The organism is Enterococcus sp. DIV1537a, from assembly GCF_051712085.1.
Taxonomy (GTDB): Bacteria; Bacillota; Bacilli; order Lactobacillales; family Enterococcaceae; genus Enterococcus; species Enterococcus faecalis.
Genome location: NZ_JBIOOE010000001.1, coordinates 1976942 through 1999437, shown reverse-complemented (window position 1 = coordinate 1999437; position 22496 = coordinate 1976942). Strand labels below are relative to the sequence as shown.

Below are 22496 nucleotides of genomic sequence, written 5' to 3'. Positions count from 1 at the left end.
AAAAGAAAAAATAGTAACGTTTATTCAAAAAAGCTCAATTGGCGCAAAGGTGACAGAGCAGATGATGAACAGTACAAGGTGACCAAAGGGAACGTTGTAACCGAATAAAAAAAGCAAACAGTTAACACCAAAAGAAAAAATAGTAACGTTTATTCAAAAAAGCTCAATTGGCGCAAAGGTGACAGAGCAGATGTGGAACAGCACAAGGTGACCAAAGGGAACGTTGTCTCCTCTATGTTAAAACAAACTGCTTAGCCAAAAACATGGAGTAGATGATGAACAGCACAAGGTGACCAAAGGGAACGTTGTAACCGAATAAAAAAAGCAAACAGTTAACACCAAAAGAAAAAATAGTAACGTTTATTCAAAAAAGCTCAATTGGCGCAAAGGCGACAGAGTAGATGATGAACAGCATAAAAATTATCCCATTCTACAAAATTGTTTCTCTGTATCCCTTTTTAAATTTACATTCCCGAAGCAAAGCCAATCCCTATGTCTATAAAAAATATTCCAAGGAGGAAAACAATGAAAAACAAGTTAACCGTACAAGAAATGATTTTAACCTTGCAAAAATTTTGGTCATCTAATGGCTGTATGTTAATGCAAGCCTATGATACAGAAAAGGGAGCCGGCACCATGAGTCCTTACACGTTTTTACGTGCCATTGGACCTGAACCATGGAATGCAGCCTACGTAGAACCTTCTCGTCGTCCAGCTGATGGACGCTATGGTGAAAATCCAAACCGTCTATACCAACATCATCAATTCCAAGTTGTAATGAAGCCTTCTCCTGAAAATATCCAAGAACTTTATCTAGAAAGTTTGAAATTATTAGGAATTGATCCATTAGAACATGACATTCGTTTTGTAGAAGATAACTGGGAAAATCCTTCAATGGGCTGTGCTGGTTTAGGTTGGGAAGTTTGGTTAGATGGCATGGAAATTACCCAATTTACGTATTTCCAACAAGTTGGCGGCTTACAATGTCATCCTGTCACTTCTGAAATTACTTACGGGTTAGAACGCTTGGCATCATATATCCAAGAAGTCGAAAGTGTCTATGATTTAGAATGGACACAAGGCGTTAAATATGGTGAAATTTTTGTTCAACCTGAATATGAACATTCAAAATATTCCTTTGAAATTAGTAACCAAGAAATGCTTTTAGAAAACTTTGACAAATTTGAAAAAGAAGCTAAACGCTGTATTGAAGAAAGTTTAGTTCATCCAGCCTATGATTATATTTTAAAATGTAGCCATACATTCAATTTATTAGATGCTCGCGGCGCTGTCTCTGTAACGGAACGTGCAGGATATTTAGCCCGCATTCGGAATATGGCTCGTTCCGTAGCGAAAATTTTTGTGGCTGAACGTGAAAAATTAGGGTTCCCATTATTAAATAAAGACCAACACGTATCCAAGGAGGCAGAATAACATGGCAAAAGATTTATTATTAGAAATTGGCTTAGAAGAAATGCCCGCACATGTTGTCACACCAAGCCGTATCCAACTTGAAGAAAAAGTAATCAAATTTTTAGATGAACATCATTTAGACTATGAAACAGTGCAATCCTTTGCCACACCTCGTCGTTTAGCCGTGAAAGTAACTGCGATTCCTGAAAAACAAGCGGATGTTGAAGAAGAAGTAAAAGGTCCAGCGAAAAAAATTGCTTTAGATGCTGAAGGAAATTGGTCAAAAGCTGCACAAGGTTTTGTACGCGGCCAAGGAGTTACAACTGAGGACATTGTTTTCAAAGAATTAAATGGTGTCGAATATGTCTATGTGACGAAGTTTACCAAAGGCCAAAGTGCCAAAGAGGTATTAACAAAATTAAATGACGTGATTACAAGTCTAACTTTCCCGGTAACAATGCACTGGGCAAACTATGATTTCGAATATATTCGTCCAATTCACTGGATTGTGGCACTACTTGATGATGAAGTAATTCCTTTCAAAGTGTTAGACGTGACAACAGGGCAAACTTCTCGTGGCCACCGTTTCTTGGGAGACGATGTGACGTTCCAACATGCTAATGAATATGAAGCAAAATTAAAAGAACAATTTGTAGTGGTTCAACCGAATGAACGGAAACAAATGATTGTTGATCAAGCGAACGCACTCGCTGCAGAAAAAAATTGGCAGTTAGCTTTAGATGAAGAGTTATTGGAAGAAGTTACGAATTTAGTGGAATATCCAACTGCATTTGTAGGCAGTTTTGATGAAAAATATTTATCTGTTCCAGATGAAGTATTAGTGACTTCTATGAAAGAACACCAACGTTACTTTGAAGTTCGTAACGACCAAGGCTTATTAATGCCGCATTTTATCGCTGTTCGCAATGGGGATAATGTTCACCTTGAAAACGTGATTAAAGGAAATGAAAAAGTGTTAATTGCTCGTTTAGAAGATGCAGAATTCTTTTACAATGAAGATAAAAAATTAACGATTGAAGCATGTGTTGAAAAACTAAAAAATGTGACTTTCCATGAAAAGATTGGCTCAATTTATGAAAAAATGCAACGGGTTGCTTTAATTGCACAAATCATTGGTCGAAAAGTTGGCTTATCTGAGGAGGAATTGGAAGATTTAAAACGTGCCTCTGAAATTTATAAATTTGACTTAGTAACAAATATGGTTGGTGAATTCCCAGAATTACAAGGAATTATGGGAGAAAAATATGCCTTATTACAAGGCGAAAAACCAGCCGTAGCAACGGCGATTCGAGAACATTATTTACCAACTTCCAGTGAAGGTGAATTGCCAGAAACAGCAATCGGGGCTGTTTTGGCCTTAGCCGATAAGCTTGACAGCGTCTTTTCATTCTTCTCAGTTGGTATGATTCCAACAGGTTCTAACGATCCTTATGCACTTCGTCGTCAAACCTATGGCGTTATCCGAATTATTGAAGATAAAGGCTGGACCTTCCCATTAGTCCAATTACAAACAGAAGTTGATGAAGCAGTGAATCAAGATGTTGAGAAATATGGCGTTTTACTAAACGAAGGACAAGCAGAAGTCGTTGAATTTGTGAAAGCTCGCTTACGTCAATTATTAATGACGAAAAATGTTCGCCATGACATTATCGATGCAGTGGTGTCTGCTGAGCAAGCCGATTTATCAAAATTATTTGCTTCAGCGAATATTTTAAAAAGCCGTTTTGAAGATCAAGATTTTAAACCATCAATGGAAGCCTTAACGCGTGTTATTAATTTAGCGAAAAAAGGTCAAGAACTTTTAGGTGATACTGAAGAAGGGATTGATCCAAGTCTGTTTGAAAATAAGGCAGAAAAAGAACTGTATCAAGCAGTTAACGATTTATCTGAAGCATTTGCGACACGCACGATTGCAGAAAACTATGAAGCACTAGTAAATCTACGTCCGTTAATTGATGCGTACTTCAATGAAACGATGGTTATGGTTGAGGATGAAAAAGTCAAACAAAACCGATTAAAACAATTAATGCAAATTGCTAAAATGGCGTTATCAATTGCTAGCTTAGATTTATTAATTGTGAAATAAAAAGCGCTGTTTTTCGACCGCTAAGGAGGAACCGACAGTATGCTAGAAACAACATTTGAACAAATTTTAACACAATTATCAAAGCCAGCTGTTCGTGCGCTAACGAATGAAAAAATCGACAGTGTGGATGAACTCTACGCACGAGGCCGAAAAGCGTTACTTTCGTTGCATGGCTTTGGTCCAAAGTCTATTCGAACTATTGAAGAGATGACTGGGAAAGAATTGAAGTAAAAAAAGGATCGCCTCTAAACGGCGATCCTTTTTTTATTTACGTTTTTGTTTTCCAGCATTGCGACCTTTATTGCCGTTTGCTTTTGGTTGGTTCGTTTTTTGTGTTACTTTGTTTGTTTCTTTTGGTGTCACATCCTTAATAGGAGTAACCACTTGTTTTGGTGGGTTATTTTTCAATTCTTCTTGTACTTGTTTTTTAATTCTTGGACGTAAGAGGATATTTGTGATGGCAGATTGAATACATGTGAAAATACCACCAACTACCCAGTAAAGCGCTACGCCTGCAGGTGAGCTAAAGGACATGAAAACAATCATTAATGGTGAAACAATCAGCATTGATTTCATTGTTTTCTTTTGTTCTTCAGGAATACCAATCATTGAAATATAACCTTGAGCTAAATAGGCTAAACCAGCTAATGCCACTAAAATCATATTTGGTTGCCCTAAATTCATTCCTAAGAAGCTTGCCGTGGCAATACCTTTTGTATAACGAGCAGCAAAGAACAGAGAAGAGAAAATAGGCATTTGAATTAATAAAGGCAAACAACCAATTCCGCCAACCATACTCACATTGTTTTCTTTATAAATCTTTTGTAGTTCTGCTTGTGCGGCCATTTGTTCTTCACGCGTACTTGCTTGTTTCATTTTTGCTTGTGCAACATCCACTTGGGGTTTGATTGCTTGCATTTTTTCCGTTTGGATAAAGCTTTTTTTCGATTGATGTAAGCCTAACGGTAAAATAATGATCCGTACAATAATGGTGATAAAAATAATCGCCCAACCATAGTTCCAATTAAAGTTATCGACAAGATAAGTAATTGCATTACTCATCGGTAAAACAAGGAAGTTATAGACAAAACCTTCACCAGTTGGTTGTCCATCTGCTCCTGTTTTCACACAGCCTGATAAAAACATTACTAAAAATAGTAAGCCAGAGCCGTAAAGCCATCGGTTTAATTTACGCATGTAATTCGGTCCTTTTCTAAAAAATTTTTACATGGTTAACTATACTTGAAACAGCGCTCTTTTTCAATCAAAATCGAAAAGAAGCTCTTACAAAAATCAATAAAAAGCAGGAACTACTTGCTGTTCAAGGCTTCTTCCCAAAGAAATCAATCGTTAGAAAGTAAGTTTATTGAATCACTTTAAATTGTTCCGTTTCTTCTAACAAAGGGTCTTCTTGAATATCAACATACGTTACACGTCCCGCTGGACTGGGGGAATCTTTGATTTTTTTGATAAATGTTTCCATTATGTCTTCAGGTGCAATTGCTGTGATTGAAACGGACCCGTCGTCTTCGTTTCTCACTGAACCAGTGACACCTAATTGATCTGCCACCATTTTGGTCATGTAGCGGAAGCCAACACCTTGGACACGCCCTTGTACATTCATTCTTAGTTTTTCCATGAGAGACACTTCCTTTGCTTTTTTCTTTATGATAGCGATTTTTCTTGGTTCTAGCAAGTATCCAAGCAAGCTAGAAGCATGCTATAATACAAAGGCGAGGTGACTTATGAAAGAAATTATATCAACGAAAAATAACCAATTAAAAGAATGGAAAAAATTACACAAAAAGAAGTACCGAGAAGAACTGAACCAATATATAATAGAAGGATTTCATTTAGTTGAAGAAGCCGTGAAGGCCAACGCCGATGTTCAGTGGATTTTGTTTAACCAAAGAGGTCAACAAGAATGGAGAACTTGGTTAGCTGAACAAGAAACAGAAAAATTAATTTTTGTAAGTGATGAGGTTTTAAATAGCTTGTCGGAGCTGCCAACTTCACAAGGAATTTTGGCAATTGTCACCTTGGAAACGCAACAAGAGCAGTCGCTTTCTTTTAAAGGTGGTTGGTTACTTTTAGATAATATCCAAGACCCTGGTAATGTTGGTACGATGATTCGCACAGCTGATGCAGCAGGTTTAGCAGGCGTGATTTTAGGTAAGGGCACAGCAGATATTTACAATACAAAAGTGTTGCGCTCAATGCAGGGAAGCCACTATCATTTACCAGTTCTCCAACGAGAGTTGACTGAAGTGGTTCAGGCATTCAAGAAGCAAGGACTACCAGTTTTCGGTACAGAATTAAATGAAGCTGCGATTGCTTATTATGAACAAGAGGCAGTGGAAAATTATGCGTTGATTTTAGGCAATGAAGGTAGTGGAGTTTCGCCAGAATTGTTAGCAGAAACCACGAAAAATCTTTATATTCCAATGAAAGGTCAAGCAGAATCATTGAATGTCGCTATCGCAGCGGGTGTGTTAATGTTTTATTTTGAAAATAATCAATAACAGAAACGAGTGTCAAAAAATGCTGACTATCAAAAAGACAACCCAGTTAACAGAAAAAGAATTAGAAACCATTATGGCTATTTGGCTGCAAACGAATCTAGAAGCTCATCCATTTGTCGCACCAACTTATTGGCAAGAAAATAAGGCATTTGTCCGCGCTGCGTTGCCAAAAGCAACACTGATCTTAGCGGAAGAAGAGGGTCAGATAATTGGGTTTTTAGGCTTAATGGATAACTATATCGCAGGAATTTTTATAAAAAAAGCGTTTCAAGGGAAGGGCATCGGTCAGAAATTACTGCAAGTAGCAAAAGAAGAACAGGATGTCTTATCTTTGGCTGTTTACAGGGAAAATCAAGCAGCTTACGCCTTTTATCAAAAACAAGGCTTTGTCCAACAAAAGCGAACCATCGATGAAACGGGAAACGAAGAATGTCATCTTGTTTGGCAAGCGCAGCAGGAGCGACATTTCTAGTTTTAAGGCTTGCTATTTTTCTGAAAATATCTTATACTGTTAAAGGTGTGATTTTCACACACGAAATCCACATTCTTTTCCATCTGCGAAGTGGTGCTACTACGGTAGTTCTTCAAGGAGTTGACGAAAAGAAGAGGAAAATAAAAACCAAACTGGAGGAAACACAACATGGCAGTAATTTCTATGAAACAATTACTAGAAGCCGGCGTACACTTTGGTCACCAAACTCGTCGCTGGAACCCAAAAATGAAGAAATATATCTTCACAGAAAGAAACGGTATCTACATCATTGACTTACAAAAAACAGTGAAATTAGTAGATGCAGCTTACGATTACATGAAAAACGTTGCAGAAGAAGGCGGCGTTGCTTTATTCGTAGGAACTAAAAAACAAGCACAAGAAGCAATCAAAGATGAAGCAATCCGCGCTGGTCAATACTATGTAAACCATCGTTGGTTAGGTGGTACGTTAACTAACTGGGATACAATCCAAAAACGTATTGCTCGCTTGAAAAAAATCAATGCAATGGAAGAAGACGGCACTTTTGAAGTTTTACCTAAGAAAGAAGTTGCTGGCTTAAACAAAGAACGTGAACGTTTAGAAAAATTCTTAGGTGGTATCGCTGATATGCCAAGAATTCCAGATGTAATGTACATCGTTGACCCACGTAAAGAACGCATTGCTGTTCAAGAAGCACACAAATTAAACATTCCAATCGTTGCAATGGTTGATACAAACTGTGATCCTGATGAGATCGATGTTGTAATCCCTTCAAATGATGATGCAATCCGCGCTGTGAAATTAATCACTGCTAAAATGGCTGACGCTTTCATCGAAGGTAACCAAGGGGAAGACCAAGCAACTGAAGAGTTATTCGTTGAAGAAACACCAGAAGCAACTTCAATCGAAGAAATCGTTGATGTTGTTGAAGGAAATAACGAATCAGCTGAATAATAATGATTACGGAGCTGTCTCAAAGGCTAGGCGACAAAAAGCCTGATTCTCCTTTGAGATAGCTTTTTTAAAAAGAATTGATAATATCCGAGGAGGACACAAATAATGGCAGACGTTACAGCTAAAATGGTAAAAGAATTACGCGATATGACTGGCGTTGGAATGATGGACGCTAAAAAAGCATTAGTAAAAGTAGAAGGCGACATGGAAAAAGCCGTAGACTTTTTACGTGAAAATGGTATGGCTAAAGCAGCGAAGAAAAATGACCGCATTGCGGCTGAAGGTTTAGCAAACGTAGCAACTGTAGGTAACGTTGCAGCAATCGTTGAAGTAAACTCAGAAACTGACTTCGTTTCTAAAAACGAAATGTTCCAAGATTTAGTTAAAGATATTGCGACTAAAGTTGCTGAAAACAAACCAGCTACGATGGAAGAAGCAATGGCTATTAAAACTGAAAAAGGCACAATCGAATCTGATTTAATCGAAGCAACAACTGTTATCGGTGAAAAAATCAGCTTCCGTCGTTTTGAAGTTGTCGAAAAAGCTGACAATGCTGCATTTGGCGCTTACTTACACATGGGTGGCCGTATTGCTGTATTAACAGTTATCGATGGCACAACTGACGAAGAAGTAGCGAAAGATGTTGCTATGCACATCGCGGCAATCAACCCTCGCTATGTCAACGAATCTCAAATTCCTCAAGAAGAATTAGAACACGAAAAAGCTGTGTTAACTGAACAAGCATTAAACGAAGGTAAACCAGCAAATATCGTTGAAAAAATGGTTGTTGGTCGTCTACAAAAATTCAAAGCAGAAATCGCTTTGGTTGACCAACCATTTGTTAAAGATCCAGATATGACTGTCGAAAAATTTGTTGCTTCTAAAGGCGGCGAAGTGAAATCATTCGTACGTTTTGAAGTTGGCGAAGGTATCGAAAAACGTGAAGATAACTTTGCGGATGAAGTAATGAGCCAAATGAAAAACTAAGAGCATCAAACGCTCGGTTGAAAAGCCGTGAATCATAAGTATCTAAACAGACAGCGATCCCCAAAGGAAGCTGCATAAATTGATTACTGCTTGATTCAAGGCAGTCTTTCAGCCATTTGGGAACGCATAACTTTGATATGCGCTCCCTTTTTTTAGGCAAAACCAGTGGATCGCACTGCTTGGTCTAAAAAATCATTTTGGTGAAAAGTCATCTAAATGAGGAATTGAATGATTTTTAGAGAATCTTGGAGGGAATTATGATGGTTAAACCTAAGTATCAACGTGTCGTATTAAAGTTAAGTGGAGAAGCGCTAGCCGGAGAAGACGGTTTTGGCATTAAACCACCAGTCATTAAAGAAATCGTCCAAGAAATTAAAGAGGTCCATGAATTAGGTATCGAAATGGCCATCGTGGTTGGCGGCGGAAACATTTGGCGTGGACAAATTGGTGCTCAAATGGGCATGGAACGTGCACAAGCTGATTATATGGGCATGTTAGCTACTGTGATGAATGCCTTAGCATTGCAAGATACATTAGAAAATCTTGGTGTGCCTACACGTGTTCAAACATCAATTGAAATGCGTCAAATTGCAGAACCATACATTCGTCGTCGTGCAGAACGTCATTTAGAAAAAGGCCGCGTTGTTATTTTTGCCGGAGGAACAGGAAATCCTTACTTCTCTACAGATACAACGGCTGCGTTACGAGCTGCAGAAGTAGATGCGGACGTCATCTTAATGGCGAAGAACAATGTTGATGGTGTTTATTCTGCGGATCCACGTGTGGATGAAACAGCGACAAAATTTGAAGAACTAACACATTTAGATGTTATTTCTAAAGGGCTGCAAGTAATGGATTCAACAGCAAGCTCATTAAGTATGGATAACGATATTCCTTTAGTTGTCTTTAACCTAAATGAAGCAGGAAATATCCGTCGTGCCATCCTTGGTGAAAATATCGGAACAACTGTAAGGGGGAAATAAAGAATGTCTAAAGAAGTTTTAGCAACAGCCAAAGAAAAAATGACAAAAGCGGAAGAAAGCTTACGCCGTGAATTAGGTCAAATTCGTGCTGGTCGTGCGAACGCAAGTCTATTAGACCGTATTCAAGTAGAATATTATGGTGCACCAACACCAGTTAACCAATTAGCAAGTATCAATATCCCAGAAGCACGTGTATTAATGATTACACCGTTTGACAAAAATTCTATCGCTGACATTGAAAAAGCTATTCAAATGAGTGATATCGGCATTAGCCCAACCAATGATGGAAATGTCATCCGTTTAGTGATTCCACAATTAACGGAAGAACGTCGGAAAGAATTAGCCAAAGACGTGAAAAAAGAAGCGGAGAACTCAAAAGTTGCTGTCCGTAACGTTCGTCGTGATGCAATGGATGAGTTGAAAAAAGCTCAAAAAAATGGCGACATCACTGAAGATGAATTACGTTCATTTGAAAAAGATGTTCAAAAATTAACAGATGATAGCATCAAAAATATCGATGCGATTACTGCTGAAAAAGAACAAGAACTTTTAGAAGTATAAAACCAATCACTAATAAAAATTATTGAATCCAGAGAAGCAAATGCTCTGGATTTTTTTGTATAGATGATGAAGGCGTATCTCAACGCTCTCTTTGCGAAAGTCATTCTAAAGTAATTATTTAAGAAAACGCTTTCTTTAATAAATTTTTTTATTCTACCAGAATTTTTTTCTTTGTGTAGGGAGGATCACTTAAAAATATAGAGAAACTTTGAAATATCAGCCTTTTAAAATTTTCCTTCACAAATTGAATCCTAAAATTTGATGATAAGAGTTGTTATTTTTAGCAATTGTAATTTGCGATTCATTCTCAATTAGGCTAAAATGAGTGAGAACGGAAAAACGATTAAAACAAGTTGGAGGGAATTGTACATGTCTGTGTTAGAAATCAAAAATTTACACGTATCAATTGAAGATAAAAAGATTCTAAAAGGGGTCGATTTAACAATTAATACTGGAGAAATCCATGCAATTATGGGACCTAATGGAACTGGTAAATCTACTTTATCAGCAGCAATTATGGGAAATCCTAACTACGAAGTCACAGAAGGAGAAATTCTGTTTGACGGCGTCAACGTTTTAGATTTAGAAGTAGACGAACGCGCTCGCTTAGGCTTATTCTTAGCAATGCAATACCCAAGTGAAATTCCAGGGATTACCAACGCTGAATTCATGCGTGCAGCAATCAATGCAAAACGTGACGAAGACAACAAAATGTCAGTCATGCAGTTCTTAAAAAAATTAGATAGCAAAATGGAATTATTAAATATGCCTGAAGAAATGGCTGAGCGTTACTTAAACGAAGGTTTTTCTGGCGGCGAGAAAAAACGAAATGAAATTTTACAATTATTGATGTTAGAGCCAACGTTTGCCATTTTAGATGAAATTGATTCAGGCTTAGATATCGATGCGTTAAAAGTTGTTTCTAAAGGGGTTAATGAAATGCGCGGCGAGAACTTTGGTGCGTTAATTATTACCCATTATCAACGCTTATTGAACTATATCACGCCAGATGTTGTTCATATCATGATGGAAGGCCGCGTTGTGAAAACCGGTGGGGCTGATTTGGCAAAACGTTTAGAAACAGAAGGCTATGCTGGTATCAGCCAAGAATTAGGTATTGATTACAAAGAAGAAGCGTAAGGAGGACAAGATAAATGAAAAAAGTAAATCTAATGGATTATCTTGACGAAGTCACCGCTTTTTCACTAGAACATGAAGAACCAGCTTGGATGACTGAATTGCGAACAACGGCTTTAAGAAACGCTGACGAAAGTGAGTTACCACATATTGATCGTGTGAAATTTCATCGTTGGCCTTTATTAAATGTTCACATGGAAAGTTATGTGCCTTCTGAAGGAAATGTCGCAAGTTTTGATCAAATGAAAGACAATCCTTTAATTGTTCAACAAGGATCTTTTCATGCTTTTGAGCAATTGCCAGCCTCATTAGCGGAACAAGGGGTAATTTTTACAGACATTTTTACTGCTTTACAAGAGTACCCAGAATTAGTTAAAGAATACTATATGACTAAAGCCGTATTACCAGAAGAAGATAAGCTGACAGCTGCTCATGCGGCTTTCATGAATAGTGGCGTTTTCTTATACGTTCCTAAAAACGTAGTGATTGAAGAGCCCATTGAATCTTTGTTTATTCAGGATTCAGATAGCAACCAACCTTTCTTTAAACATGTTTTAATCGTTGCAGATAATCATAGTGAATTCAGTTATTTAGAACGTTTTCAATCAACCGGTCATCACGCAGAGAAAGCTTCTGGAAATATTGTTGTGGAAGTAATTGCCAAAGATGGCGCAAAAGTTAAATACTCAGCTGTGGATCAATTAGGGCAAACTGTAACGACTTATATGAATCGTCGTGGCTATATTATGCGGGATGCCTCTGTTGATTGGGCTCTAGGCGTCATGAATGATGGCGATGTTGTGGCTGATTTTGATTCTGATTTAGTTGGCGAAGGTGCTCATTCAGAAGTTAAAGTCGTTGCAATTAGTGCAGGTAAACAAACACAAGGCATCGACACACGAGTGACAAACAAAGCGCCACATTCGATTGGTCATATTTTACAACATGGAGTCATTCGTGAACGTGGTACTTTAACGTTTAACGGAATTGGCCACATTTTAAAAGGCGCAAAAGGAGCCGACGCACAGCAAGAAAGTCGTGTTTTAATGCTGTCTGATAAAGCTCGTGGTGATGCCAATCCAATTCTTTTAATTGATGAAAATGAAGTGACTGCCGGACACGCAGCCAGCGTTGGTCGAGTAGATCCAGAAGAAATGTATTATTTAATGAGCCGCGGCTTGCGTAAAGAAGAAGCGGAACGTTTGGTGATTCGTGGCTTCCTAGGTTCTGTCATTACAGCAATTCCAGTTAAAGAAGTACAAAATGAATTTGTAGAAGTAATTGAAGGGAAGTTAAACGCATGATGGATGCAGCAACCATTCGTCAATCGTTTCCTATTTTATTTCAAGAAGTTAATGATGAACCGCTAGTTTATTTAGACAATGCTGCAACAACCCAAAAACCAACGGCAGTGTTAGATATTTTACGACATTATTATGAAACCGATAATGCCAATGTTCATCGTGGGGTGCACACGTTAGCCGAACGAGCAACGAAGGACTATGAAGCCTCCCGCGAAAAGGTTCGCCAATTTATCCATGCCAAAGAAACAGCGGAAGTTTTATTTACACGAGGAACAACAACCAGTTTGAATTGGATTGCCAAAAGTTATGGTGACTTGGCAGTTACAGCCGGGGATGAAATCGTCATATCTTACATGGAACATCATTCAAACATTATTCCCTGGCAACAATTAGCCCAACGTACAGGAGCCATTTTGAAGTATATAGACGTCACTGAAGACGGCTTTTTAGACATGGCAAGTGCACGTCAACAAATTACAGAAAAAACGAAAATTGTTTCGATTGCTCATGTTTCAAATGTGTTAGGGGTCATTAATCCAATCGAAGAATTAACACAATTAGCTCATCAAAATGGCGCTGTGATGGTGGTAGACGGCGCGCAAGCAGTTCCTCATATGCCTGTGGACGTTCAAGCCATCGATGCTGATTTTTATGCATTTAGTGGTCACAAAATGTGTGGACCAACTGGAATTGGTGTCCTTTATGGCAAACGTCATTTATTGGAACAAATGGAACCTGTGGAATTTGGTGGCGAAATGATTGACTTTGTTCATCTTCAAGAAAGTACTTGGAAAGAGCTTCCATGGAAATTTGAAGCTGGCACACCTAATATTGCTGGGGCAATTGCCTTAGGTGCCGCCATTGATTATTTAACAGAAATTGGTTTAGAGGCCATTCATCAACATGAAGCAGCCCTTGTTCACTATGTTTTGCCGAAGTTGCAAGCTATCGAGGGCTTGACGATTTATGGTCCACAGGATCCAAAAGACCACACAGGTGTGATTGCTTTTAATATTGACGGTTTACATCCACATGATGTGGCTACGGCGTTAGATATGGAAGGGGTCGCTGTCAGAGCGGGTCACCATTGCGCGCAACCGCTATTAAACTATCTGAGCGTGCCAGCAACTGCACGGGCAAGTTTTTATTTATACAATACCAAAGAAGACGCAGATCGCTTAGTTGAAGCGATTAAAGCGACAAAGGAGTTTTTCCAGCATGGCACTTTCTAAATTAGATAACTTATATCGCCAAGTCATTTTGGACCATTCTAGCCACCCACATCACCACGGAACGCTAGATGCGTCTAGCCAAACAATTGAACTGAATAATCCTACTTGTGGAGATGTGATTGAACTGGATGTGGCCATTGAAAACGGTGTGATTAAAGATATCGCCTTTCAAGGAAGTGGCTGTTCTATCAGTACAGCAAGTGCTAGTATGATGACTGATGCGGTATTAGGAAAAACAATCGCCGAAGCAACGGCCTTAGCAGAGGATTTTTCTCAACTTGTTCAAGGAAATGAAGTGGCCGAAGATGAAAAATTAGGCGATGCAGCAATGTTAAGCGGCGTAGCTAAATTTCCAGCTCGGATCAAATGTGCAACCTTGGCTTGGAAAGCCTTAGAGCAGGCTGTTGCTAATAACGGCCAAGGCGAAGCCGGTCATTTACATTGTGAAAAATAAAGAAAGGGTGACGACGAATTGAGTACAGTACCTGAATTAGAAGAATATAAATTTGGCTTTCACGACGATGTGGAACCAGTCTTTAGTACCGGAGACGGCCTAACAGAAGACGTCGTTCGCGAAATTTCTCGCGTGAAAGGCGAACCAGAATGGATGCTTGACTTCCGTTTAAAATCGTTAGAACAATTCAATAAAATGCCCATGCAAGAATGGGGTCCAGACCTGTCAGATATTGACTTTAGTAAAATTAAATATTACCAAAAACCGAGTGACAAACCCGCACGCGATTGGGATGATGTACCTGATAAAATCAAAGAAACCTTTGAAAAAATTGGGATTCCTGAAGCTGAGCGTGCTTATCTAGCTGGGGCTTCTGCTCAATATGAATCAGAAGTTGTTTACCACAACATGAAAGAAGAATTTGAAAAATTAGGCATCATTTTTACAGATACTGACTCTGCTTTAAAAGAATATCCTGATTTATTCAAAGAGTATTTTTCAAAACTTGTGCCGCCAACAGATAATAAACTGGCCGCTTTAAACTCAGCTGTTTGGTCAGGTGGAACCTTTATTTATGTACCAAAAGGCGTTCGAGTCGATGTACCATTACAAACATATTTCCGAATTAACGCTGAAAATACCGGCCAATTTGAACGGACCTTGATTATTGTCGATGAAGGGGCCAGCGTTCACTATGTCGAAGGCTGTACGGCACCCACGTATTCAAGTAACAGCTTGCATGCGGCCATCGTAGAAATTTTCACTAGAAAAGATGCTTATTGTCGTTATACCACTATTCAAAACTGGTCAGATAACGTCTACAACTTAGTAACCAAACGTGCTAAAGCTTACGAAGGTGCCACTGTCGAATGGATTGATGGGAACCTAGGAGCTAAAACAACCATGAAATACCCAAGCGTTTACTTAGATGGCAAAGGTGCCCGTGGCACGATGTTATCGATTGCCTTTGCTGGTGCTAACCAAATCCAAGATACTGGGGCCAAAATGATTCACAATGCGCCGAATACCTCTAGCTCAATTGTTTCAAAATCAATTGCTAAAGACGGCGGCGAAGTTAACTACCGTGGCCAAGTGACTTTTGGCAAAGACAGCGCAGGCTCGATTTCCCACATCGAATGTGACACGATTATCATGGACGAAAAATCAAAATCAGATACAATTCCATTTAACGAAATCCATAACAGCCAAGTGTCCTTAGAACACGAAGCCAAAGTTTCAAAAATTTCTGAAGAACAATTATATTATCTAATGAGTCGCGGCTTGTCTGAAGCCGAAGCGACAGAAATGATTGTTATGGGCTTTGTTGAACCATTTACGAAAGAATTACCGATGGAATATGCGGTTGAGTTGAATCGATTGATTAGTTATGAGATGGAAGGTAGTGTGGGTTAAACCTTTTTTGTCAAATAATGTTGGTAAAGAGAAATTGTAGAATTATGTCGAGTCCAGAGGAGAAAATCCTCTGGATTTTTTTATTTGGTCTGTAGGGCTTGTCCTTGTTGGACGAGAATCCGCAACTTGAAATTATAAAAGTTACGAAAACCATAGGCATTCCGCTTTAACACTTTGATATGATTATTTAGACACTCTAATTGTCCATTGGAATAAGAATAATTCAAGGCATGATGAATTTGTTTTTGGTACTTTTTAAAGGTTCGTAAAGTGGTTTGATAAGTAGCTGGCAAGTGAGAAATAAAATATTTTGCGTAAGCAAGACATCAAAATACGTTTGGTCGCGTTTATGAACGGCATACAAGAAGTCTTGGTACAACGTGTAGCCTTGCGTTAATTCAACGCTATAGGAAAGCAGTCTGTCCACAAGCTCTGTTTCAGTTAAATACGTTTTAAACGAAGGGCGCCAACGGCGGTTTAAACTATCCAACTCTTCTTGATTTTTTTGTAATAACTTCCAATATTTTTTGTGCTGTTTTCCTTGTCGTTTTTCAGCTAAACTTGAACTTTTTAATAGGCGATTTGTCCAAGTGATTCGATGATTTCGAAAGGTCCGACCGATGTGTTGAACGATATGGAAGCGATCAATGATGATCTTTGCGTTAGGAAAACATTTTTTCACTAGAGAAACGTAAGGTGTGTACATATAAATGACAATAAATTGGACGTTTTCTCGCACAGACAGCGGAAAACAAGTAAAATAACGTTCTATAAGGCAGTTGTCGGTTTTCAACAATATCAAATAATTTTCTTGTTTGACCATTTAAATGATAAAACTCATGGCGCCTGAAACCTGACGAACGGTTGGTAAGGTTGTGTTAAAGGGATTCATCGGTTGGTAAAAGCGTTTCAGCACACAATAAACAGAAGTAATAGACACATTTTTTTGGCGAGCGATGCCTGTCATGGAAGTATTTTCTTTCAACCGTGTAGTAATGGCCCATTTAACGGATTGGCTAATGAAGCAGTGTTTTTATGCAATACTTGTGTCCGCAACAAAGGTCCGTTGACACGCATTACATTTAAATCGTTGTTTTCTCAATTCCAGATACGTTTTGAACTCTACGACTTCATTCAGTAACAACCGAACGGTTGTCATTCCCCAGCGAATAATCGTAGAATGACTTTTACAATGTTCACAGGAATTTGGCAAGTAGGTTAATTTCCCTGTATAAACTTTACAAATTTGTCCGTTTATTTTTTCTTTTCGCAAACAATTTTCTTCAAAAGTAACATTTAGGTCTAGAATATTTAGGGTTTCTTTGATAAGCTCAGTATAGGACATCTTGATTCCTCCTTAGAATGGGTTCAACGACTTTAATTTTACAGGATTTCGAGGTGTCTTTTCTTGTGAAACAAAAAAGATGTTGGTAAAAATACCAACATCAGAAGGCATAGAGCCAAAATTCAAAGATTACAATTGTGTAGTCTATTTATTTTTTCTAAAACTAAGTAATCATCACTTTCATATTTGCTGAAATAGAGGATTTTTGACGTCAAAAAAACCTTAGCTAAACCAGCTAAGGCTAGAATACAACATTATTTTTGATTTGTGAATAGCTCGAAGGCTTTCAAATGATCTAACATTTGTATTCCAATAAGCTCGCATGCTTTTGTTAATCTTGATGTAAATACACTATCAGATTCACTGGGGTGGGATCACCAGAGGGATGATTATGAGCAACAATAATTTGAGCGGAATTATCTCTTATTGCTTCTCGAAAAATGTCTCGAGGATGCACAATACTTTGATTTAGAGTTCCAATAAATAATGTTTTTTTTCTAATAATTTGGTTCTTAGTGTTTAATGTTAGGAGAATAAAATGTTCTTGTTCTAAATTATGTGTTTCTTGAATTAAGTGTTGGGAAAGCCCATACGAGCTAGTTACTTTCTCCTTTTTTATATCAAATTGTAAAATACGTTTTGATATAAAAAAGCTTGCCTTGAATTGGAATTCCATAGTTGGTGGAAATTCGGTAAGTCCATTTCTCAAATCTGCTAGAGTATCTATACTTTCTAATATTTCAGCTGCTTTTGAAGGTTTTAGATTGAATGAGAGTTCAATTAATTCTTGAGTGCTAAGATTATTGAATTTGTCGTTCTTATTCGATCGTTAAACATATAAGATGTCATTAACTGCTTTTTTAGAGTGTTTTCTGTTGCTACTGCCATTTTTAATCATTCCTATTCTATTTATTCATCACTCTTTTTCGCAAGCATGGCTTGCATTGATTTATAAAAGAAAGGTTTGAGGATGAAAGTAAGAACAGAGTAGCGTAGATAGCTTCTTCTTGATTCTCGTGCAACTTAGAATAAGGGACAGGAGTGTATTTTTGTAATAAATATTAACTTTCACTGTAATTATTAAAAGGTTGGTATGGTAGTGTTTTTAATGGGTTTTATGTTGGAATTACAAAATTACATATTTTGGGAGTTCTTATTTTATTTCGATATACACTCATAGACACAATTTTATATATTTTATTATAAAAAAGTGTAATAAGTGTAATTTTATTTGAAAAGATAGTGTTTATGAGGAGGAACAGAGCTTCGAAATGTAACAGTGAATTAATTCTGTGTAATTTTAAGTAATCTTGTTGACTTGATGAGCGAGATAAAGAATAAAGAAGCTAAAAAGTAATAGCTTTCCTGTCTTAAGTGTGAGCGATGATGCGTCCCGAGAAAATATGATTATCATTATCTGTTCAAAGTAGTAGTATTTTAATCACTCATCATTCATTTTTCCTTATCATAATAAGAGAAACACAAAAATATTGCAATCGAAAAATTACTACTCAATGTGCTATAATAAAAAGGATTGTATAGAAAATTAGAGTGGTGAAAATTCATCATTTTTTAAACTGAAAAATAACTATAAGGAATAGGTGGACAGCATGAATAAGAAACAATTAGCTGCTAAAATATGGGAATCAGCAAACAATTTACGTGGTAAAATGGAAGCAAATGAGTATAAAGACTATATTCTTGGGTTTATTTTTTATAAATTTCTTTCTGATAATGAAACGACATTTTTAAAGAATGAACATTATACTGATGAAGATATACAAAATTTGACAGAAGAAGATCAGGATCAAGTGAACTATATTAAGGAGAATCTTGGATACTTTATTTCTTATGAAAACCTATTTCAACACTGGATTGAACTAGGAAATGATTTTAGTGTGGATAATGTTGTCACAGGACTTTCTGATTTTAACAAAAACATTGGGGAAACCCATAAAAAAGTTTTTAAAGGTATTTTAAAAACTTTAGATCAAGGAATTACAAAACTAGGTGACACTGCACAATCTCGTACGAAGTCTATTCGTGAATTAATCCGAATTATTAAAGATATTCCGACTGATAATAAGTCTTATGATGTACTAGGATTTGTTTATGAATATTTAATTAGTCAGTTTGCATCTAATGCAGGTAAAAAAGCTGGGGAGTTTTATACGCCACATGAAGTATCCGTTGTGATGGCAGAATTGATTGCTAACCATGTTCAAGGCTTGGATAAAATGCATATCGATATCTATGATCCAGCTAGTGGTTCGGGTTCTTTACTTATAAATATTGGTTCGTCAGTGGCAAAATATATGAAAAATAAAGATTCTATCAAGTTTTATGCGCAAGAGTTGAAAGAAAATACCTACAATTTAACACGGATGAATTTAATTATGCGTGGTATTATTCCAGATAATATTGTTGCTCGAAATGGTGATACACTTGATGATGATTGGCCTTACTTTGACGAGAATGAGAATGGAGCTATTGAGGGAACTTATACTACTTTAAGGGCTGATGCAGTAGTAGCCAATCCACCCTATTCTCAAAAGTGGGATATAGAGGGAAAGGAAAATGATCCCAGATTTAGTGGCTATGGATTAGCTCCTAAGTCAAAAGCAGATTATGCATTCTTATTACACAACCTTTACCATCTAGATACGAATGGAATAATGACAATTGTTCTTCCACATGGAGTTTTGTTTAGAGGGAATGAAGAAGGAAATATTCGAAAACAATTAATAGAAAATGGCTATATTGATGCAATAATTGGGTTGCCAGCAAATATCTTTTTTGGAACGTCAATTCCTACCGTTATTTTAGTACTAAAGAAAACGCGAAAAAACAACGATGTTTTATTTATTGATGCATCAAGCGGATTTGAAAAACAAAAGAATCAAAATGTGTTAAGAGCACGTGATATAAAAAAAATTGTAGATACAGTTATTTCTCGTAAAGAAGAAGCAGGTTATTCTTATGTGGCAAATTATGAAGAAATTAAAAATAATGATTACAATTTAAACATACCAAGATATGTATCTTCTTTTGGTGGTGGGGATTTCGTAGATTTATATGCATCTGTTTATGGAGGAATACCTAAAAAGGAACTTGAGATTTTTAATGATGTATGGGAAACATTCCCCACATTGTTTAATACACTATTTACAGAAGTTAATACTGATTATGTTTCCCTTAGAGAGAAAGATCTTAAATCATTAATGAATTCCAACAAAGAAGTTGAGTCATACAAGAGTAGATTTTCTCATGATTTTGAAGATTATCCTAACTACTTAAGGAGTAATTTAATTGACAAGGTTGAGACAATTAATGAAGCAGGTATTGTAGATAAATTAACCGTGGATCTTTTTCAGCGCTTAGAAAATTATGAATTAATAGACAAATATTATGCTTATCAACTACTATCAAATTCTTTTCTCAAGATTTTAGAAGACCTTGAAATCATCCAAAGTGAGGGAATTGAATCAATTATAAAAGTTGATCCAAATGAAGTTGAAAAAACAAAAAAAGGGAAAAAAGTAATTGTCCAAGATGGCTGGATAGGTCGCATTCTGCCGTTTGGTCTAGTCCAAAAAGAATTGTTAAAATCAGAGTTGATCGAAATTGACAATAAAAAACAAAGGCTATCTGAAATAGAGAATAGCTTAATTGAAATCAAAGAGATGTTATCAGAAGAAGATGGGGAATTTGATGTCTTAAATAATGATAATTCAAAATTTGTGAAGACTGAAGTGAATAAAAAATTAGTCGAATATCGCTCAGATATCGAATTACCAGAAAAAATTCTTTTTGAAAAATATCTAACTTTAAATCGAAATGAAAAATTAGATTTTGTACAAGAACATGATGAGATTAATTGGGATCAGATGACACTTGGTAAAAATGGCTACACTAAAGGAGAACTTAATAAGTATCTGAATCATTTGCTAAACAGTTTTGATTTTCCAGAAGGAACTTTTGCAGCTAAACTTGCTGAAGTATCCAGATTAATGGAAGAACAAGCTGAATTGACTAAACAAATTAAGTCTGATGAAGAAACCCTTCATAATCAAACGAAAGAGACAATTGAGTCGCTTTCTGTTGATGAGTCTCTCAATTTGTTAGATATTAAATGGAACCAACCAATAGTAGAAAGTATAAATGGACTGCTTCCTAATGCAATAAGTGATATTATTTCTGAAATTGATACTTTAAACAATAAGTATATAGATACACTGATTTCTATTGAAACAGATCTAAAGGCAGCTAATAATAAAATGAAGCCTTTATTGGATGGATTTAAAGGAAATAAAGATGCTCTTCAAGCATTGGAAGAACTAAAAGGGGTGCTTGATTAAATGTCTAAAAGCAAAGAACCATCTTTAAGATATCAAAAATTTACTGACGCTTGGGAACAGCGTAAGTTAGGAGAAGTAGCAGATATCGTTGGTGGAGGAACACCAAATACAAGTATTCTAGATTACTGGGGTGGTGATATAAGCTGGTATTCTCCTGTTGAAATTGGTGATCAAGTTTATATGGGAGACAGTCGAAAAAAAATCACAGAGCTTGGATTACAAAAAAGTTCTGCTCGTATGTTGCCAGTTGGAACAGTATTATTCACGTCTCGTGCTGGTATCGGAAATACTGCTATTTTAATTAAAGAAGGTTGCACGAACCAAGGTTTTCAATCTATTGTTCCGCATGAAACTGAACTTGATTCTTATTTCATATTCTCTCGTACCCACGAATTAAAATGCTACGGTGAGACAAATGGCGCCGGTTCAACATTCGTGGAAGTGTCAGGTAAGCAGATGGCTAAGATGCCAATTTTACTACCTAGCATTAAAGAACAACAAAAAATCGGCTCCTTCTTCCAACAACTCGACAACACTATTGCTCTTCATCAACATAAGTCGAATAAACTAAAGCAAATAAAGAAATCTTTGATGAGTCAAATGTTTCCAAAAGACGGAGTAGATACTCCTGAGTTAAGAATCGGTGAGTATTCAGATAATTGGAAAGAAGAACAATTAGGTCAGTTAGTTGAACAAGTAAAATCTTATTCGCTATCCAGAGATGTAGAAACAAAAAATAATACAGGTTTTAGATATATTCATTATGGTGATATCCATACTAAAGTTGCGGACATGATAGATAGTAAAAGTAAGTTACCTAACATAAAAGAGGGCCAATATGAGTTGTTGAAAAAAGGGGATGTAGTTGTGGCGGATGCTTCAGAAGATTATCAAGGCATTGCTACTCCTGCCGTTATCACAACAGAGTTACCTTATAAATTAGTAGCAGGGTTGCATACAATTGCTTTAAGACCTAAAAAAATTGATTCTGTATTTTTATATTACTTAATTCATTCTCCTGCTTTTAGAGAATATGGGTACAGAATTGGAACTGGAATGAAAGTATTTGGAATCAGTGCTAAAAATCTTTTGAACTTTGAAGGTAAGTTACCTTCTATTGAAGAGCAAACCGCTATAGGGAACTTTTTTAAGCACTTAGACGAAACTATTGCTATTCATCAAGAAAAATATGAAAAATTGAAGCAAATAAAAACAGCTTTATTAAATGATATGTTTGTTTAAGGAGAGGAGGTA

At 36.8% G+C, this 22496-nt stretch carries 18 protein-coding genes and 2 pseudogenes; 16 read left to right on the top strand and 4 right to left on the bottom strand.

Going from position 1 to position 22496, the window contains the following annotated elements:
* The first annotated feature begins 525 nt into the window (after nt 1–525).
* Genes glyQ through IGJ41_RS09780 form a run of 3 tightly spaced genes read left to right on the top strand, consistent with a single transcriptional unit; the run spans nt 526 to nt 3751 of the window.
* Nucleotides 526–1434, top strand: coding sequence for a glycine--tRNA ligase subunit alpha (glyQ, locus tag IGJ41_RS09790; RefSeq protein ID WP_010706545.1), 909 nt, complete (start codon nt 526–528; stop codon nt 1432–1434).
* A gap of 1 nt (nt 1435) precedes the next feature.
* Nucleotides 1436–3520: a glycine--tRNA ligase subunit beta gene (gene glyS, locus IGJ41_RS09785; protein ID WP_002370425.1), complete on the top strand. Its 2085-nt coding sequence runs from the start codon at nt 1436–1438 to the stop codon at nt 3518–3520.
* A 39-nt stretch (nt 3521–3559) separates the two neighbouring features.
* Nucleotides 3560–3751 carry a DNA-directed RNA polymerase subunit alpha C-terminal domain-containing protein gene (locus IGJ41_RS09780; protein WP_002356753.1) on the top strand — a complete coding sequence of 64 codons (192 nt, stop codon included), beginning with the start codon at nt 3560–3562 and terminating at the stop codon, nt 3749–3751.
* Between the two features lie 33 nt (nt 3752–3784).
* On the opposite strand, the gene yidC is transcribed toward IGJ41_RS09780, so the two are convergent.
* Nucleotides 3785–4717 carry a membrane protein insertase YidC gene (gene yidC, locus IGJ41_RS09775; RefSeq protein ID WP_002356755.1) on the bottom strand — a complete coding sequence of 311 codons (933 nt, stop codon included), beginning with the start codon at nt 4715–4717 and terminating at the stop codon, nt 3785–3787.
* A 166-nt stretch (nt 4718–4883) separates the two neighbouring features.
* Nucleotides 4884–5159, bottom strand: a complete 276-nt coding sequence (locus tag IGJ41_RS09770; protein WP_010706543.1) for an acylphosphatase — start codon at nt 5157–5159, stop codon at nt 4884–4886.
* 106 nt (nt 5160–5265) lie between these two features.
* Between IGJ41_RS09770 and IGJ41_RS09765 the strand changes: the two genes are divergently transcribed.
* The 11 genes from IGJ41_RS09765 (at nt 5266) to sufB (ending at nt 15539) form a co-directional block, all read left to right on the top strand.
* Nucleotides 5266–6042: a TrmH family RNA methyltransferase gene (locus IGJ41_RS09765; protein WP_002367051.1), complete on the top strand. Its 777-nt coding sequence runs from the start codon at nt 5266–5268 to the stop codon at nt 6040–6042.
* 19 nt (nt 6043–6061) lie between these two features.
* Nucleotides 6062–6514, top strand: a complete 453-nt coding sequence (locus IGJ41_RS09760; protein WP_002381579.1) for a GNAT family N-acetyltransferase — start codon at nt 6062–6064, stop codon at nt 6512–6514.
* Between the two features lie 168 nt (nt 6515–6682).
* Nucleotides 6683–7468: a 30S ribosomal protein S2 gene (rpsB, locus tag IGJ41_RS09755; protein WP_002356759.1), complete on the top strand. Its 786-nt coding sequence runs from the start codon at nt 6683–6685 to the stop codon at nt 7466–7468.
* Between the two features lie 105 nt (nt 7469–7573).
* On the top strand, nt 7574–8455 hold the full coding sequence (gene tsf / locus IGJ41_RS09750) for a translation elongation factor Ts (protein ID WP_002356760.1): 882 nt from the start codon (nt 7574–7576) through the stop codon (nt 8453–8455).
* A 260-nt stretch (nt 8456–8715) separates the two neighbouring features.
* The gene (gene pyrH, locus IGJ41_RS09745; RefSeq protein WP_002356761.1) at nt 8716–9438 is read left to right on the top strand and encodes a UMP kinase; all 723 of its coding nucleotides are present in this window, start codon (nt 8716–8718) and stop codon (nt 9436–9438) included.
* A gap of 3 nt (nt 9439–9441) precedes the next feature.
* Nucleotides 9442–9999, top strand: coding sequence for a ribosome recycling factor (gene frr / locus IGJ41_RS09740; RefSeq protein WP_002356762.1), 558 nt, complete (start codon nt 9442–9444; stop codon nt 9997–9999).
* A gap of 369 nt (nt 10000–10368) precedes the next feature.
* Nucleotides 10369–11139, top strand: a complete 771-nt coding sequence (gene sufC / locus IGJ41_RS09735) for a Fe-S cluster assembly ATPase SufC (RefSeq protein WP_002356763.1) — start codon at nt 10369–10371, stop codon at nt 11137–11139.
* Nucleotides 11140–11153: 14 nt separating this feature from the next.
* On the top strand, nt 11154–12440 hold the full coding sequence (gene sufD, locus IGJ41_RS09730; protein WP_010816021.1) for a Fe-S cluster assembly protein SufD: 1287 nt from the start codon (nt 11154–11156) through the stop codon (nt 12438–12440).
* Nucleotides 12437–13672, top strand: coding sequence for a cysteine desulfurase (locus IGJ41_RS09725; RefSeq protein ID WP_002415728.1), 1236 nt, complete (start codon nt 12437–12439; stop codon nt 13670–13672). Before sufD ends, IGJ41_RS09725 begins: the two co-directional genes overlap by 4 nt.
* Complete coding sequence (gene sufU, locus IGJ41_RS09720) at nt 13659–14126, top strand: Fe-S cluster assembly sulfur transfer protein SufU (RefSeq protein WP_002411117.1); 468 nt, start codon at nt 13659–13661, stop codon at nt 14124–14126. The genes IGJ41_RS09725 and sufU overlap by 14 nt, the downstream gene beginning before the upstream one ends.
* Nucleotides 14127–14144: 18 nt before the next feature.
* The gene (sufB, locus tag IGJ41_RS09715) at nt 14145–15539 is read left to right on the top strand and encodes a Fe-S cluster assembly protein SufB (RefSeq protein ID WP_002356769.1); all 1395 of its coding nucleotides are present in this window, start codon (nt 14145–14147) and stop codon (nt 15537–15539) included.
* An 80-nt stretch (nt 15540–15619) separates the two neighbouring features.
* Here the strand turns inward: sufB and IGJ41_RS09710 are convergent.
* Both IGJ41_RS09710 and radC read right to left on the bottom strand, forming a co-directional pair.
* Nucleotides 15620–16884, bottom strand: a pseudogene (locus IGJ41_RS09710) (ISL3 family transposase).
* Between the two features lie 254 nt (nt 16885–17138).
* Nucleotides 17139–17560 (bottom strand): annotated as a pseudogene (gene radC, locus IGJ41_RS09705) (RadC family protein).
* Nucleotides 17561–18494: 934 nt separating this feature from the next.
* Here radC and IGJ41_RS09700 point away from each other — a divergent pair.
* Nucleotides 18495–21242 (top strand): type I restriction-modification system subunit M, encoded by a 2748-nt coding sequence (locus IGJ41_RS09700; protein WP_071981525.1) that lies wholly within the window; start codon nt 18495–18497, stop codon nt 21240–21242.
* Nucleotides 21243–22484, top strand: coding sequence for a restriction endonuclease subunit S (locus IGJ41_RS09695; protein ID WP_071981524.1), 1242 nt, complete (start codon nt 21243–21245; stop codon nt 22482–22484).
* Nucleotides 22485–22496 lie beyond the last annotated feature (12 nt).